This is a genomic window from Paracoccus maritimus (genome assembly GCF_025195095.1).
Classification (GTDB): domain Bacteria; phylum Pseudomonadota; class Alphaproteobacteria; order Rhodobacterales; family Rhodobacteraceae; genus Paracoccus; species Paracoccus maritimus.
Window position 1 is genome coordinate 47139 of record NZ_JANAVZ010000007.1, and the last position, 15634, is coordinate 62772.

17 protein-coding genes and 1 pseudogene are annotated in these 15634 nt (G+C 63.8%); 2 read left to right on the forward strand and 16 right to left on the reverse strand.

What is annotated here, in order from left to right; all coding sequences use genetic code 11:
- Nucleotides 1-5 precede the first annotated feature (5 nt).
- From MU516_RS13020 to MU516_RS13100, 16 genes are all read right to left on the reverse strand, one after another.
- Nucleotides 6-1091 (reverse strand): phage portal protein, encoded by a 1086-nt coding sequence (locus MU516_RS13020; RefSeq protein WP_260277654.1) that lies wholly within the window; start codon nt 1089-1091, stop codon nt 6-8.
- A complete protein-coding gene (locus tag MU516_RS13025; protein WP_260277655.1) occupies nt 1091-1645 on the reverse strand; it encodes an HK97 family phage prohead protease in 555 nt (184 codons plus the stop codon). The genes MU516_RS13020 and MU516_RS13025 overlap by 1 nt, the downstream gene beginning before the upstream one ends.
- Nucleotides 1645-2874, reverse strand: coding sequence for a phage major capsid protein (locus MU516_RS13030; RefSeq protein ID WP_260277657.1), 1230 nt, complete (start codon nt 2872-2874; stop codon nt 1645-1647). Before MU516_RS13030 ends, MU516_RS13025 begins: the two co-directional genes overlap by 1 nt.
- A gap of 8 nt (nt 2875-2882) precedes the next feature.
- On the reverse strand, nt 2883-3218 hold the full coding sequence (locus MU516_RS13035) for an HNH endonuclease (protein ID WP_260277658.1): 336 nt from the start codon (nt 3216-3218) through the stop codon (nt 2883-2885).
- The gene (locus MU516_RS13040) at nt 3209-4720 is read right to left on the reverse strand and encodes a terminase large subunit domain-containing protein (protein ID WP_260277659.1); all 1512 of its coding nucleotides are present in this window, start codon (nt 4718-4720) and stop codon (nt 3209-3211) included. Before MU516_RS13040 ends, MU516_RS13035 begins: the two co-directional genes overlap by 10 nt.
- 122 nt (nt 4721-4842) lie before the next feature.
- Nucleotides 4843-5394 carry a head-tail connector protein gene (locus MU516_RS13045; protein ID WP_260277660.1) on the reverse strand — a complete coding sequence of 184 codons (552 nt, stop codon included), beginning with the start codon at nt 5392-5394 and terminating at the stop codon, nt 4843-4845.
- 53 nt (nt 5395-5447) lie between these two features.
- Nucleotides 5448-6815 carry an AAA family ATPase gene (locus MU516_RS13050; protein WP_260277661.1) on the reverse strand — a complete coding sequence of 456 codons (1368 nt, stop codon included), beginning with the start codon at nt 6813-6815 and terminating at the stop codon, nt 5448-5450.
- Entirely contained in the window at nt 6812-7006 is a 195-nt protein-coding gene (locus tag MU516_RS13055; RefSeq protein ID WP_260277662.1) for a hypothetical protein, read from the reverse strand. The genes MU516_RS13050 and MU516_RS13055 overlap by 4 nt, the downstream gene beginning before the upstream one ends.
- Complete coding sequence (locus tag MU516_RS13060; protein WP_260277663.1) at nt 7003-7365, reverse strand: hypothetical protein; 363 nt, start codon at nt 7363-7365, stop codon at nt 7003-7005. Before MU516_RS13060 ends, MU516_RS13055 begins: the two co-directional genes overlap by 4 nt.
- 180 nt (nt 7366-7545) lie before the next feature.
- Nucleotides 7546-7734: a hypothetical protein gene (locus MU516_RS13065; protein ID WP_260277664.1), complete on the reverse strand. Its 189-nt coding sequence runs from the start codon at nt 7732-7734 to the stop codon at nt 7546-7548.
- The gene (locus MU516_RS13070) at nt 7734-9089 is read right to left on the reverse strand and encodes an amidase (RefSeq protein ID WP_260277665.1); all 1356 of its coding nucleotides are present in this window, start codon (nt 9087-9089) and stop codon (nt 7734-7736) included. The genes MU516_RS13065 and MU516_RS13070 overlap by 1 nt, the downstream gene beginning before the upstream one ends.
- The gene (locus MU516_RS13075; RefSeq protein WP_260277666.1) at nt 9079-10497 is read right to left on the reverse strand and encodes a TRAP transporter large permease; all 1419 of its coding nucleotides are present in this window, start codon (nt 10495-10497) and stop codon (nt 9079-9081) included. The genes MU516_RS13070 and MU516_RS13075 overlap by 11 nt, the downstream gene beginning before the upstream one ends.
- Nucleotides 10498-10527: 30 nt before the next feature.
- On the reverse strand, nt 10528-11112 hold the full coding sequence (locus tag MU516_RS13080; protein WP_260277667.1) for a TRAP transporter small permease subunit: 585 nt from the start codon (nt 11110-11112) through the stop codon (nt 10528-10530).
- Between the two features lie 60 nt (nt 11113-11172).
- The gene (locus tag MU516_RS13085; RefSeq protein WP_425606860.1) at nt 11173-12309 is read right to left on the reverse strand and encodes a TRAP transporter substrate-binding protein; all 1137 of its coding nucleotides are present in this window, start codon (nt 12307-12309) and stop codon (nt 11173-11175) included.
- Between the two features lie 697 nt (nt 12310-13006).
- The gene (locus MU516_RS13095) at nt 13007-13543 is read right to left on the reverse strand and encodes an adenine phosphoribosyltransferase (RefSeq protein WP_260277669.1); all 537 of its coding nucleotides are present in this window, start codon (nt 13541-13543) and stop codon (nt 13007-13009) included.
- Entirely contained in the window at nt 13540-14142 is a 603-nt protein-coding gene (locus MU516_RS13100) for a flavin reductase family protein (RefSeq protein WP_260277670.1), read from the reverse strand. The genes MU516_RS13095 and MU516_RS13100 overlap by 4 nt, the downstream gene beginning before the upstream one ends.
- Before the next feature lie 111 nt (nt 14143-14253).
- On the opposite strand from MU516_RS13100, the pseudogene MU516_RS13105 reads away from it, so the two are divergent.
- Together MU516_RS13105 and MU516_RS13110 are read left to right on the forward strand one after the other, a co-directional pair.
- A pseudogene (locus MU516_RS13105) lies at nt 14254-14730 on the forward strand (GNAT family N-acetyltransferase); the annotation flags it as partial.
- Between the two features lie 100 nt (nt 14731-14830).
- On the forward strand, nt 14831-15625 hold the full coding sequence (locus MU516_RS13110) for an EcsC family protein (protein WP_260277671.1): 795 nt from the start codon (nt 14831-14833) through the stop codon (nt 15623-15625).
- Nucleotides 15626-15634: the final 9 nt, after the last annotated feature.

Sequence of the window (15634 nt, forward strand, 5' to 3'; positions counted from 1 at the left end):
GTCCATCATTCCGCCCAATCAATGAATTTGAGCGCGTCCTGCACGGTCGCCCCGTCCAGCCCGGCCTCTTTCGCTTGCGCCATCGCTTGCAGCATCGTCGCGAAGGCCCGCGCCTTGCCGCCGTGATCCATCGCCTGCATGGGTCGCACGCAATCAATCGTCACGCGCCCGCCCAGCTTTTCCGCCAGTTCCTCGGCCATTTGTGCAGCGATCGGTTGCAGGACCAGCTGCGCCAGGTGCCGCTGCGCCTCGCGCACAAGCGGGCCGGTTGTCGCCTCATTCAGCAGGCCGGGCAGGACGCCGAACACGCCGTATATCGCGCCCTTGGCGTCGGTCAGCAGCTTGTCGGCCAAGGTCTTGTCTAGTTGAGGCGAAAGCTGATCCGGTGATTTTCCGATGTTCGGATTCATTCCCGCCGCCGTTGCCTGCGCGGCACCCTCGATCACTAGAGATGCGCCACGCCTGCCGCGAAAGCCCTGCCGCAGTGCGTCCATGTCGTCGGCGCTGCCTTCCGGAACCGGCACAATCTGCGACCCTAGCGGCGCATCACGGAACACATCGCGTAACGCGGTTTCAAGTTCGTGCAGTAATTGCGCCGAGAGTTGCGCCCGCCGCAGCGGTGCAGATCCGGCCCACGGGGTCGATCCGTCACAGCCGATCCGGAAATGCAGCACCTCCTGCGCCAGCGCCGTTTCCCGCCGTCCGCCGCCGATTTCAGGGATGCCGAGACGATATGCGCGGGGGATGCCGTTGCGGGTGGTCACGTCCCAGTCGGTCGCGGGGATCAGCCGGTCACGGATCAGAAAGACCGCCTCACCACGCAAGGCCAAGGCGCGCGCCGTCATCGCCATCGTGCGCCGGTCCATCATGTCGGTGCCGGTCACGTCCGCAAGCGCCAGGCCACTTTCCCAGAGGCTGACGCAGGTCTGCACCGCCGCCGTCAGTTCGGCCAAGCCCGACGCCCCGCTAATCCATGCTTCACGCGCGGCCATCAGGCTTGCGGTATAGCCCGGCTGGATGGCACGGGTTTCACTGATAACGTTTTCAGTGTCCCTGCGCCGGGACGATCTGAACAGATCCATGAAGCCCATCAGACCCTCCAACGGTTCAGGTGATAGGCCGGGCCGCGATAGGGCAGCCGGTCCCAGTGGGTTTCCCATGCCCGCGCCTCGATCTGCGCCGAAGGATAGGCAGGCCGGGTGACGGCCGATAATTCAAAGAGCGCCGCGCGGGTGATGGTGCGCAGGACGCCCGCGCCACGCCGTTCGATCCGTTCACCCTCGGGGGTGACGCGGAACCCAGGCGACAGCCCACGGATCAATCCGCCCGCATGTGCCGCCAGAAAATCGCGCGCCCAGGTCGTGCCGTCTGCAATCGTCGCCTCGATGGTCAGCGCGTCGTCGCCGTCCGTCAGCGTCAGGTTGCCCGCCGCCCGCGAGGCGAGGGGCTTGTTGTAGTCGTGACCGGACAGCAGATGAATGTCTTCGCCCGCCTCGATCCGATCAGCGAAGGCCCGTGCGGCGATAACCTCGCGCCGCCCAGGTGCCAGTTCGGTTTCTGCACCATAGGGAAACCGCGCACGAAGGCGGGTTGAACCGCCCTCGGCCCGGATCTCAAGCGCGCCGAGATTACCGCCCCACAGCATCAGGGTTCGCCGATGCCGGTCAGGATGCGCGTTTGCAGCCCGCGCGGGACGGTGAAATCGGCCGTCACAAGCCCCGTCAGGACCAGCGCGCCGCTGCCTGCCTTCGTGTAAGGATCGCGGATCAGATCGACGCCGCCATAAAGGCCCAGATAGCCCGGCGCGATGCCCTGGACGTTTGCCGTCATGATCGCGGTTTCGGCGGGGATCACGTTGCTGATCGCGGGTTGCCCGACATGCTTCGTCAGACGGTCCCATTCCGAAACGGCGGTGCCGGTGATCAACGCTTCGTCAAGATCGGACCAGATCGCCGGATCGAAGCCCAGATTGACCTGCCCCGCCGACGTGATCGCGTTGGCCTGCATAAATGCGACAACCTCGGCCCGGAACGCCGCCCAGGTCGCAGTCGCGCCAACGGCGGTCGAAGTGATCCCATAGGTCGCCGCGCCAGGGATGATGCCCAGAGGCTGCCCGGCAGCGCCCGAACCGTTGACGACAACGCGGTCCAGTTCGGTGCCGATCACCGCGTTCAGATCGCGCCGGATCGCGGCTTCCAGACCCTCGCCCGCCTGTTTCAGCGCCTTGCGGCTGATGATCATCTGCGCCCCGCCGGTATGGTCGGGGTTCAGGCTGCGTTCGGCAGTCTCATAGGGCGATGCGGCACCAACGTCGCCCAATTCGGTCGTCTGCCATCCGAAAACTGCGCCAGCGGTCGCGACCGGGAACGCCAGTTCGCCGTTCGTGATGTTAATGCGCTGAACGCCCAGACGCTCGGCCACGCTGCCGGGAAAAATCCGGTCGATGATCGGGCGAATTGTCTTCGGGTTCACCTGATCGGCGGCAACGGTGTTGCGGGTTTCCAAGGCCGCGTAGGGGATCGGAACGCCACGGTAGCCGCCAGCAGCCCGCATTTCCTCCACGATCTCGGCGGTTGCGCCCGTCAGGCCCTTGCCTTCGTCCAGCGCCAGCGCCACCTGCCGCAACTCGAACCGGCCCATCATCTCGGCCCATTCGGTGTCGCTGCGGGTTTCCAGATCCGCCCCGGCCTCCCGCCGTTCCTGATCTTCGGCGGTCAGTGCCGCGCGATAGCGGGTTTCATTGGTGCGGTATTCCTGATCCATGCTTTCCATGGAGCGGGTTTCGTCTTCGGTCGGCTTTTCCTTGCCCACCAGTTCCGCCAGGGCCTGCCGGATTTCCGACTGGCGACGGGCGATTTTCACAGAGTCCAGCATTTGATACCTCATGTTGCCGGGTTGGGGTTTGTCGCCAGATCGGCAACGGCTTGCCCCCAGGCTTGACGCTCAGGGGTGATGATCGGCGCGGGATGACCGCACTCGATCCGGGTCTTTTTCGTGTGGCAGGACGGGCAGCGGGTCGCGCAGTTGGACGGGTCGAACGCCAGTTCCGGGTTGGTCCGAACCGGCTTTATATGGTCGATTTCCAACCTGCCGCGCGTCTGGCCGCAGTCCACGCAAGCCCATCCGTCCCGTTCCAGCACGACATGCCGCAGCACCTGCCAGCGTTTCGTTTTCAGGACGGGCCGGGAAAAACGACGATGTTCGCGGATCATGCCCATTGCAGCCTCGCCTTTCGCGTCGGCGCTGCCTTCATGCGCTGCCCTTGGGCCACGGCCAGCAGGGACGCCGCAGCCGCGTCGATGCGTCCGAGAGAACGGGCCTTGGCCAGCTTGGCGTTGTTCGCCGGATCATGCAGAACGATGGCGTCTGAAAAGGCAGAGCGCAGCAGCAGTGAAGGGGCCACTTTCACTTCGCCGTCGAATAGCGCTCGACGGAAGCGTTCCACGTCCTCGGAACCGTCCTTCCAGCCGAAGCCCCGCCAGATGAAGGGAACACGGGCCAGACCGGCTTTTTCCATCGCCTCGACAAACTCGGCATGACGGAAGCGGTCGCCTACGACGCAGGCGATCTCGCAACCGTCCAGCTTGCGCACGATCTCGGCCAGCCACGGGCCGGGCGGAACCGTCGCATCGCCCATCGTGATCAGTTCGCCGCGTTCCTGCATCTCGACGTAGCGCCCTGAGACGCCATCAGCCGCGCCACGATCCGAAAGGCCGGGGTTGCTAGGGAAGGTGCCCAGAGCCTCTAGACGGCCAGTGTCGGGCCAGTAGAACGCCGCTGCGGACATAGACCGGCTGCCGCCCAGATCCACGCCCAGAATGCACGGCCCTTCACGCGGTGGAAGATCGTCCGGGGCACACTCGGCACTCAGCCATTCATCGACGGTAACAAGCACCGAGCGATCTTCCGTCGATACTCTTTCATTTCTATTCAGGTTGCGGAAGCTGGAAAGTGCAGAGCCGCCCCGTGCAATCGCACGCTTGGCCTGGGCGACCAGCCATTCGGGGCTTGATCCGATGCCCTCGACTGCGCCTGGGTTGGCTTGCAGAAGACTTTCCAGATCGTCCGCAGGCAGGCCAAAAGCGGGCCGATGTTCCTGCACGAAAGTTCCGGGCGGCGGTTCATCCAGCCAGCGGGAAAAGGTGTTCGCGTCGTCAGGTGCGCTTGTGCTGATGATAAGCGCACGTCCGTCACGCTTGCCTAGGCCCGACAGGATGGCGTTTTCGAGATTGTCGCCTTTCTCCCGTTCCCAAGCGGCACGTTCGTCCATCAGGGCCAGCGTCGGAGCGCCGCCAAGGATCGACTTGCCATCAGCCGCGATACAGCGGGCCAGCCCGCCGCCGTTGCCGGAATATTCGACTTCCAGCTTGGAACCGCGCCGGATCAGGAATTGCTCCTGCTCATCCTCGGGCAGCCCCTCGATGAAGCCCACCAGAAATTGAAAGGCGGTTTTGGCCTGATCGCGGTTCCGGGCGGCAAAGAGGATTTCCCGCTTCGGTTGATCGTCCCACACGCCCTTGAGCGCGCCCAGAGCCATCCCGGCAGACAAGGCGGTTTTCGCGTTGCCGCGTCCGATGCTGAGACAGGCCACCATGACGCCATCGCCCAGTGCGCCGCGAACGAACTCGCGCTGAAACTCGGCCAGCCGCAGCGGTTCGCCTGCCTTTTTTCCTTCCGGAATTTTCAGGGTTTCCAGAAACGCAATCGCTTGATCGGCCATTTCAGGTGCCGGGAAAGAGAGCGGAACACTCTGCGCCCGGTCCCCTGCCTGAGACGATTTCGGGGCATTGGGACCAGATCCAGCCCGGCCCTTGCGCCCCTTCGCCCTGGTCGCAGCCGCCGTCATATCGCAACCCGCCGATGCCGAGCCGCGATGCGCGCAGCGGCGATGCTCAACCCTTGCGGTGCATCGTCAGCGCCTCGCATGTCATACAGCCGCGCCGCGTGGTCGCTGATCGCCAGTTGCAGGTCAGCCGGGATGCTGCCCACTTCCTCGCCATAGCCCGCAGGATAGGTGATGCGCAGGCCGTGCGCTGCGACTGTCTCGGTCAGCTTGAGGATCGGATACCGACCGGGCAGGACGTAGAAACCTGTGACGTTGGACGTGCTGCCATCTTCGGCCACGGCCTCGACTTCCACGGGATGCTCAGATGCGCCAGCAGCCCAGAACGGGCCAACGGGCAGCGGGATACGATTGCACCATTCGTCAACGGTGACGGTAATCGTCTGGGCCAGCAGCGCCAGTTCGCAATGCCGCTCGATCTCGGCAGCCGCCGTGTCGGCCATCATCGCAATGCCCGCGTCTTCGTCGTCGCCGTCGATGCGGCCACGCTCTTTTACGTCAGACAGGTGCCACGCTGCGGCGGTGCTGATTGGGGTCCGGGTGTGTGTCATGGTCTGCTCTGTTTGTTACTGTATAACGTATATTACTTGCGAATCATTCGCAACTACCGCCACATGTCCGGGTCTGCCTCGTCTGCGTCGGGCATGGCTTGGGGTGCTTGGGAAAGGTCTTGCTGATGAAGATCGGCAGGGGCCGGGTCTGCGTTACCAGCGTTACCGCTCTTATAGAGCGCGGTAACGGCGGTAACGGTGGCATGACCTTCGCCAACCCCGTTACTGGTAACGGTCGGTAACGTCGGTAACGCCTGCTCGTCGTGTCCGACGCGCCACAGGTAGCCGTCAACGATGCGGACAACCTCTTTCTCTTGCAGCCTGTTCTTGACGGTGAAGAACGCTTTGCGCTTGGCGCTATCGCTCTCCCCGCTCGATAGGCTGTGGCGGTCGCAGTATTCTCGCCAGCGCTCCAACGACACGCATTGTCGGTTTTGGGGGTAATTGTCGCTCGCCATCTTCTGGCCGTGGTCGCGGATGCAGTCGTCCAGCGCCTGCAATGCGATCTTGTCGGTGCCGGTCAGCCTGACCTTGCGCTTGACAGGTTCGGTCGCCTCGACCACGGCGGACGTCACCTTATCGCCGTCTTCGTCGAAGCCCAGGAACACGGATTTCAGGCGGTAGGCGAACACGCCATCGCAGGGCATATCCCGCTGCTTGCGCGCCTCTGCCATCACCACGCCGTCATTGCGGGTCAGTTCTATTTCCGTGTCCACGGCAGCACGCAAGCTGCCAGATCCGCGCGCGCCCTTGCTGGCGTCCTTGCCGCTGTGGTGAATAACCATGACGTGCGCGCCCGTTTCCTTCCGCAGCAGGTCGATGTTGCGAATGAAGACGCCCATATCCTTCGCAGTATTTTCGTCGCCGCCGCCCATCGTGCGGGCCAGCGTGTCCACGACGATCAAGGCGACGTTGTCCCAACCGTCGCGAATGGCTTGCAGCAAATAGTCGGCATCGTTCGACGTGCAGAGATCCAGCGGTTCCGACAGCAGGCCGAAAGCCCCGTTGTCCTTGGCCTCGATCTTCGCCATCAGGTCCGGGGCCTCGCGGCGCATCGCTTCAATGCGGTTATTGATCCCCGCGCCGCCCTCGGATGCGACATACAGGACCGGCCCAGCCCATTTCTCGCCATCGGGGACGCGATGGCCCCGCCAGTCCTCCCCTGCCGCGACATGCAAGGCCAAGTCCAACGCCAGGAAGGTTTTGCCGACATTGGATTCGCCATAGACCACGCTGGACGCCCCGCGATCCAGCCATCCCTTCACCAGATAGCGGGAACGCAGGGCGGGCTTGATGCGGCTGAGAGGGCGAATGGCAGCCGAAAGGTCGGCAACGCGTCCGACGATCTTCGTCGCGCTGGAATAGCCCATGCTGGCGCGGTGGCGCGCGTCTAGTTCGCCTAGGTGCGAAAAATCGTTCACGGCTGCACCTCAACCTTGCGAATGACGTTGATCGGGTTCATCGGGTCACGGACGGTCAATGAAAGCGCCTTCGCGAACGCACCATTGGCATCCTCGAAGTTGCCTTCCGGGTAGAGTGTGCTGCCCTTGACGCCGACGACGCGCATGGTGTCGTCTTCCATGATCCAGATTAGAGCGCGGGTGTATTTCATGCCGCCGCGCTCCCTTGAACGTAACCCAGGAAGCCGCGTTGATCCTTTGCCGACAGGCGCGAGTAGCAGGCTACAGCGTAGCACTTTAGTTCGGAGGCGGTGGCCCCATCGGCCCAGAATGACGCCTCGTCCATCACGCCGCCGAAAGCGGGCAGCGGTGCGCCATGGCGCAGCGCGTCGATAAACCGTTCCATCAGGGGAATGCGGTCACGCGGATCGCAGGCCAGCACGGCCTCCAACAAGGACCTTGCGGCAGATTCGCGGTTCAGGTTATTATCAACCCAGTCTAGCCAGACTTTCAGATCGGTCCCGGTTGCTCCTGCCAGAGCGCCGGGATTTTCTTTTTCACCGTTGGACAAAGCGGAATATTCCGCAATGTTTTCAATGGCACCGATTGCCCCGTGTGGACAAGCTATGTCATTGTTTTCAGAGGCGGTCTTGTAGACCTGCCGGGGTCACCAATAAAATCTGGAGACAGCGTCGAGTTTCAGGTCATGGCTGGCCTTGCGCGGGCAGCGTTTATGTCCCTGTCAGGGCCATTACGCGTCGTCCTCCGCAGCATGACCGGATTTGTGATGGCTGCGCATCACGGCAGCGGCGTCAAACCCCGCGAAGACCAGCGTCAGCAGAACGACCCCACCCAGATCGAGCCGTGGCACATGCCAGACCAGTATGATCAGGAAGGCTGCAAGAACGGCATAGGCGACCAGCGCCATGATCCTGTCCATTAACCCACTCTCCTTTGTTCGGCCTCGTCCGTTTCAGCCATCCGGGACATCAGCCACGAGGCCACGCGCAGCAGCCGCGCATCATCGCCGCGTCGTCCGATCAATTGCACGCCCATCGGCATCCCCTCATCGCTGCACATCAGCGGCAGGGTGATCGCGGGAACGCCGCACAACGTCCATGTACCGTTCATCGCCGCCGATCCGGTGGTGTTGTCGGACAGCAGCGGCGCGGGGCCGGTGGCGGCGGGGCACAGGAGCGCGTCGCAACGGGTCAGCAGTTCCGCGATCCCGGCGTTCAGAACCCGCCGCCAGTCAAGCGCGGCAAGATAGTCGCGGGCAAGGATCTGCTTTCCTTCCTCAAGCGCGTCCCGCATCTGGGTCGAAAGCTGCGCGGCGCCACGTCGTTCGAACGAATAATAGCATTTGGCCATCTCGGCGAAATTGATCCGGCGCCGGGCCGGCTCTGCTTCGGTGAAGGCGGGCGGCAGATCGACCCGGTGGACGCGGTCGCCAAGCGCGCCCTGCAGTTCGGACATCGCATCGGCCATGACGGATTCGACGCCGGGCAGGTTCACCAATGCCAGAAGGGGCGGCAGGGGGGGCTGTTGGCCGGCGGCGTCCAGCAATCGCGGAACGGGCCACATCTCCGTTGCATCGTCCTGCGGATCGTGCCCGGCCATTGCCTGGACCAGCAGGGCCACGTCCTCGATCGTCCGGCCAAAGCCTCCGACCGTGTCGAGGAAGGGCGATTGCGGCAGGACGCCGGTTCGACCGATCAGCCCGAAGCTGGGCTTGAAGCCGACCGTCCCGCAATAGGATGCGGGCCGGATCACCGAGCCTCCGGTCTGGGTTCCGACCGCCAGCGGCACCTGACCCGAGGCGACTGCGACCGCCGATCCCGCTGATGATCCGCCGGGTGTGCGCGCCGGGTCATGCGGATTGCGGCTGCCCGAAGGCTGCAGGAAGGCCAGTTCCGTGGTCACCGTCTTGCCGATGATGACCGCGCCGGCCGCGCGCAGCCGCGCGACAAGCTGGGCATCCGTCTGCGGCACCCGGTCCTTGGCCAGCGGACTGCCGTATTGCGTTGGCATTCCCGCGGTGTCGATCACGTCCTTGATGCCGACGGGCACGCCGTGCAGCAATCCGACCGCGGCGCCCGCCTTGCGCCTTGCGTCCAGGGCGCGGGCCCGCGCGATCGCGTTCTCGCCATCGACATAGGCCCAGGCCTGCAACTGCGGCTCGGTTTCGGCGATGCGTTTCAGGCAGGCGGAGGTCGCGGCCTCGGCCGTCAGCGCGCCGCTGGCGATCAGGTCGCGCAGCGCGACAGCGCCCAGAGTAGCGGGATCAAGAGCCATAGATCATCCTTGGCAGCATGTAGACGATGTCTGGCCAGATATACATCAGGGCCATCGCGATGAAGACCATCAGCAGGAACGGCATCACGCCCGAGAAGATGTCTGTAAGCTTGACCTCGGGCGGGGCGATCCCCTTCAGGTAATAGGCCGACATGGCCATGGGTGGCGTCAGGAACGAAGTCTGCAGGTTCAAGGCGACAAGAATGCCGAAGAACAGCGGGTCGATGTTGAACATCGCCAGCAGCGGCAGGAAGATCGGGACGAAGATGATGATGATTTCCGACCATTCCAGCGGCCAGCCGAGCAGGAAGATGATCAGTTGCGCCAGCAGCAGGAATTGCAGGGGCGTCAGGTCCATCCCCCTGACGAATTCGGAGATCACCTGCTCGCCGCCCAGATACGAGAAGACCGACGAGAACGTGTAGGACCCGACGAACAGCCAGCAGACCATCGCCGTGGTCCGAACCGTCAGGTAGACGGATTCGCGCAGCCGCTGGAAGGTCATCGCGCGATAGACCACGGCCAGAACCATGCCGCCCAACGCGCCGATGGCGGCGGCCTCGGTCGGCGTGGCAAGGCCGAACAGGATCGACCCAAGCACCGCAAGGATCAGGAAGGCGAGCGGGAAGAACGAGGTTGCCAGCATCAGCAGCAGTTTCCCGGTCGGAACCGACGGCACTTCTTCTTCGCTTGGCCGCGGGGCGACGGAGGGCTGAAGGATCGACCGCCCGATGACATAGGTCAGATACAGGCCGACCAGCACCAGCCCCGGCAGCATCGCGCCTGCGTAAAGACGCACGATCGACACCCCCGACGCTGCTGCATAGACGATCAGCATGATCGAGGGCGGGATCAGGATCCCCAGCGTGCCGCCCGCGCAGATGATGCCGCTGGCGAAGCGGGGATCATAGCGTGCCTTCAGCATCGCTGGCAGCGCCAGCAGGCCCATCAGCGTCACCACGGCGCCGACGATCCCGGTCGCGGTCGCGAACAGCGCGCAGGTGATCAGCGCCGCGACCCCCATCGAGCCGGGCATCCGGCGGGACGCGATGGCCAGCGTCGAAAACAACCGGTCCACGATGTTGGCGCGCTCGACGATATAGCCCATGAACAGGAACAGCGGCACCGCCGTCAGCACCTCGTTCGACATCACCGTGTAGGTCTGGTTGATGAACAGATCGAATATTCGATTGTTGTAGAAGCCCTCCAACCAGGCCCAGTTCTGGGTCAGCCAGCTGGCGTCCTCGGGCAGACGATCCATGCCCCGCCACATGCGGGCGGCGTCGAAATAGGCGTAGTAGCCAAAGCCTATTCCCAGCGCCATCAGCGTGAAGGCGATGGGAAAGCCCAGAAAGACCAGAAAGATGAATATACCCAGCATGAACAGGGCGATCTGCGGATCGGTCACGCGCGCGTCTCCGTGGTGATGTGGGGCATGTCAGTCGACATGCACGCCGGCCCGCGGCGCCTGTTCGCGCAGCAGCAGCTGTTCGGTTTCCTCGACATCCTCTTCAGCCTGAACCCAGACACCGTCGCGCATCGCGATGATGCTGCGCATCAATTGTGCAAGCCCCTGGATGAACAGCAGGATGCCCGCCGCCACGATGACCGACTTGAACTGATAGATCGGGATGCCGGCGGGGCTGTTGACGCTGACTTCACCGTATTGCCAGGACCGGCTGGCATATTTCCACCCCGACAGGACCAGGGCGGTGATGCCCGGAAAGAAGAACAGCAGATACAGGGTGAAATCCACCGCACCCTGCACCCGCACCGGCCAGAGGCGGTACAGGAAATCGCCGCGCACGTGGCCGCCGCGCGACAATGTATAGGCGCCGCCCATCATGAACAGCGTGCCGTACATGATGAAGGATACGTCCAGCGACCAGCTTGTGGGGCTGTTCAGGACATAGCGCACAAAGACCTCGTAGCTGACCCCGAAGGTCATCAGCAGGATCAGCCAGCCGAACGTCTTGCCGAACCACGCCGACAGCCCGTCGGCGAACCGGATGAAGGACCGCATGATATTCCTTTCGGTCAGCCCTGTCCCGCAATTGCGGGGCAGGGCAGGGACTGTTGCCGATTACAGCTTCAGTTCGCCGGGGAAGAAATGTTCGTAAGCCAGCGTGTAGTCAGGCTTGTCCATCAGTTCGTAATAGACCGTGCGCTTGACCCAGTCGCGCTGGCTGTCCAGCACTTTCTTGATGAACGGATCCTCTTCCAGCGTGCCGATCATGTCGGACCATGCGGTCAGCTGTGCCGACAGGATGTCGTCCGGGGTCTTGTGGACCGTGACCCCGGAATCGCGCAGCTTCTGCAGGTCGGAGGAATAATTGTCCAGCGCGTAGGCGGTGTTGTAGGTCGAGACCGCCTCGACGCCGTGTTCCAGGATGGCACGAAGATCTTCGTCCAGCGTTTCCATCATGTCGCGGTTAAACAGGAATTCGAACGCCTCTGACGCCTGATGATAGCTGCCGAGGTAATAGTTCTTGGCGACGTCCTGCGCGCCGAAGCGCATGTCCGAGGACGGGTTGTTGAACTCGAACGCGTCGATCACCCCGCGTTCCATCGCGGGCACGATCTCGCCGCCGGGCAGCTGCGCCACCGACATGCCCATGGATTGCAGCAGGTCGGCCGCAAGTCCCACGGTGCGGTATTTCATGCCCTTGATGTCTTCGACGCTGCTGATCGGGTTCTTGAACCAGCCGAATGGCTGCGCCGGCATCGGGAATCCCATCATGCCGATGACGTTCAGCCCCATGTTGTCCTGGGTCAGTTCGCGGTACAGTTCCCTGCCGCCGCCCTGATAGAACCATGACAGCATGTTGGTCGGATCGCCGCCGAAGACCGGACCCGTTCCGAACAGCGAAGCTGCCTTGTTCTTGCCGTACCAGTAGGCCGAGACCGAATGGGCGATGTCGATCACCCCGTCGCTGACCCCGTCCATGACCTGGAACGCGCCGACGACCGCGCCCGCGGGCAGCAGGTCGATCTTCAGCCGGCCGCCCGACATCGCCTCGACCCGCTCCACATATTGTTGCGCCATGGTTTGCCAGATGTCGGAAGCCGGCCAGCTGGTCTGCATCTTCAGCACCATCGGCGACTGCGCCAGAACCGCGGGTGCCGCGACCAGTGTGCTGGCTGCCGCCCCGCCGGCCATCACGCTGCTGCGCCGCAGAAACGAGCGGCGCGACACGGCACTGCCGGTGTCGTTCTTCATCGTCATCATTGTTTCCTCCCCATTCGGTCCGGGCCTCTCCTCATGCCCTTCTCGTGACCGTGTTACCAAGTCTGCAATTCAAGAGGCCGGTCTGGCAAGACCTTAGGCGACATGCGTACTAAAGGCTGAGGGATGGTCGGGCACGCACCACACTTTCGTATGAGTATGAAATCATTGACGGAACGGCCACGTCGCGACCCTTCGCCGAAGGCTGGATCGACGCGAACGACGAATATCTAGGCCGTCCTGTCGATATCGCGCAGCTGTGCGACGGGTCGATCCTTGTTTCTGATGATCTGCCCGGTGCGCTGTCCCGGATCAGCTACGAAGTATGAGGGGGCTAAGTCTGTTGCTGGCGTCCAACGGGATCATTCTCGCCGGCGCCGCGGCGTCCCAGGATCTGCAGGGCGATGCCGCATCGGGACGCAAGCTGACGGGCCAGTGCCGGACATGCCGCGGGATGGAAGGCTATGCCAAGATCCCGGTGGCCCCGCATATCGGTGGCGAGTCCGCCGAATACGTCCGAGGTCAGCTGACCGCCTTCCGGAAAGGCGAGCGGCACAGCGAAATGATGTCCGTTGTTGCCGCAGCCCTTTCGGACCAGCAGATCGCTGACCTGACCGCCCGCTTTCGGCAATCGCGCTGGAGATCGCCAAGCCCCAGTAAGTCCTGCACCGGTGCGCCCGGCCTCGCGCGGTCAGTCACCGTCAAAGGCGCACAGTGTGTGGACCGGCATGCCCATTGCCTCAAGTCGTGCGCGACCGCCCAGTTCAGGCAAGTCGATCACGAAGGCACAACCGATGACTTCGGCGCCAAGACGGCGGCACAGCGCGATACCCGCTTCGGCTGTGCCGCCGGTCGCCAGCAGATCGTCGACGATCAGCACTCTTTCGCCCGCCTTCAGCGCGTCGTCATGGATCTCCATCACCGCTTCGCCGTATTCCAGCTGATAGGCTTCGGAAATCACCGGTCCGGGCAGTTTTCCCTTTTTGCGGACCGGAACGAAGCCGGTGGACATCTGGTGCGCGACAGCGCCGCCCAGAATGAAGCCGCGCGCCTCTAGCCCCACGACCTTGTCGATGCGGACACCGGCATAGGGATGCAGCAGCTGGTCGATCGCCATGCGAAAACCGCGCGCGTCCGCGAACAGCGTGGTCACATCGCGGAACATGATGCCTTCATGCGGGAAATCCGCGATGGTGCGGATATAGTCGCGCACATTCGGATTGTTCATGTGGGGCGCTCCATTTCGAACAGGTCGTGTACGGCGGCGTAGTCCCGATATCCCAACCGCGAGATCCAGCCGCCTGCCGGACGCGGGTCGAACCGGCCCTCGATCACGCAATCGTCGCGGATGTGAACGCCGGTGACGACACCCAGAACGACGAAATTCGCATCGCCCGCCAGCGGCACGACCTGGGTCATCCGGCATTCCAGCGCCGCGACGGCATCGGCCACCCGCGGACAGTCGATGGTGTCGCAATTGGCGGCGCGGATGCCTGCGGCTTCAAACTCGCTGGTGCCGGCGGGCAACGGGGCCGAACTGGCGTTGACCTGATCGCGCATGTCGCCGCTGGCGATGTTGACGCAGAACACGCCGCTTTCGATGATCTGCGCGACGCTGTCCTTGGTGCCTTGCCGGTCCGGCTTGACGCTGGTCGAGGCGAACATGACCTGCGGCGGCACGTAGGCCACCGCATTGAAGAAGGAATAGGGGGCCAGGTTGTCGCCCTGCCGCCCCCGGGTCGAGATCCAGCCAATGGGGCGCGGTGCGACGATGGCATTGAACGGGTTATGGGGCAGGCCGTGACCGGCTTCGGGACGGTAGAACATGGGCGGCCTCTTTGTCTAGTTCGCGACCAACCTGCCACCGCTTTTCAGCCTCTGCAATGTTCCGCTTGGTCCGCGCCCGTGCTAAGGGGCGCGCCGAGACCAGGAGGCGCGATGTACGAGATCTGCCCCGAGACGCCCGCCGACGAATACGAGGTCGAGGCGCTTTACGATTTGTGCTTCGCGCCGGGACGCACGGCGCTCTCATCGTACCGCCTGCGAGAGGGCGTGCCACGCGTTGCCGATCTGTGCCTCGTGCTGCGGGGACCGGGCGGTAACGTCATGGCCGCGATCCGGTTCTGGCCGGCGCGCGTCGGGGATCATTCCGTGCTGCTTCTGGGGCCGATCGCCGTGCATCCGACTGCCCAGGGCGAGGGTCTGGGCGGGCTGCTGATGCGCGACAGCCTGACCCGAGCGCGGCGGATGGGCTGGGGCCGGGTGCTGTTGGTCGGTGACGAACCCTATTATTCGCGCTTCGGTTTTCACAAACTGGACGGGGTCGAGATGCCGCCCCCGACCAACCCCGACCGGGTGCTTGGCTTGGAACTTCGGACCGGGGCGTGGGTTGATGTCACTGGACTGGTCACGCGTGAGGAAACGCCCGAGATTCTGGCGGGTCTGGCTGAACTTGCTTCGGCTTCCCATATCGGACCGGACTGCACCGAAGTCGAACATCCCAGAGAGGCCCCGAATGGCGCCCAACCCGCAACTGGTTCTGCCGCCGATCAGCGATCCGACGGTTCATGAACAGATAGACCGCCTTGCCCGCCGCTATATCGATGCGGGCGGGTTCGGCATGGAGATCATGTCGATCATCGGCAACAGCGCCGAGGGGCTGGTGGAACGCCTGCCCGCATTCGTACGCGACCGCATGGACGGACTGACGCGGACCGCGCTCAGCCGCGCCTTCTCGGCGGCGGCAGGCACACGTCGGATGGTCCGCGACAGGGGCGACTGGTTCAACCGCATGGCGTCCACCTTCAGCGGTGCGGCAGGTGGCGCGGGTGGTTTTGCCGGTGCGATGGTCGAACTGCCGTTCACGGTCACGCTGCTTCTGCGGTCGATGCTGGAAATCGCGGCGGAACACGGGCTGGATCCCGACAGCGACGAAGTCCGGATGGAATGCCTGCGCATTTTTGCAGCCGCTGGGCCGATGGAGGATGATGACAGCACGGACCTGGGTTTGCTGGCCGCACGGTTGTCGGTGACCGGCCAGACGGTTCAGGGGCTGATCAGCCGGGTCGCGCCGCGGTTGTCGGTGTCGCTGGGTCAGAAACTTGCCGCGCAGGCAGCGCCTGTCTTCGGCGCGGTCGTCGGCGCGTCGATCAACTATACCTTCGCCCGCTATTATCAGGAGCTGGCGCGCGTGCATTTCGGCATCATGCGCCTGTCGCACGAGACCGGGATCCCGCACGAGGCGCTGGTCGAAAGGCTGCGACTGTCGATCGAACGGACACAGTCCCGGCGGGCGGTCCGTCGGGGGTGATCGATTTCG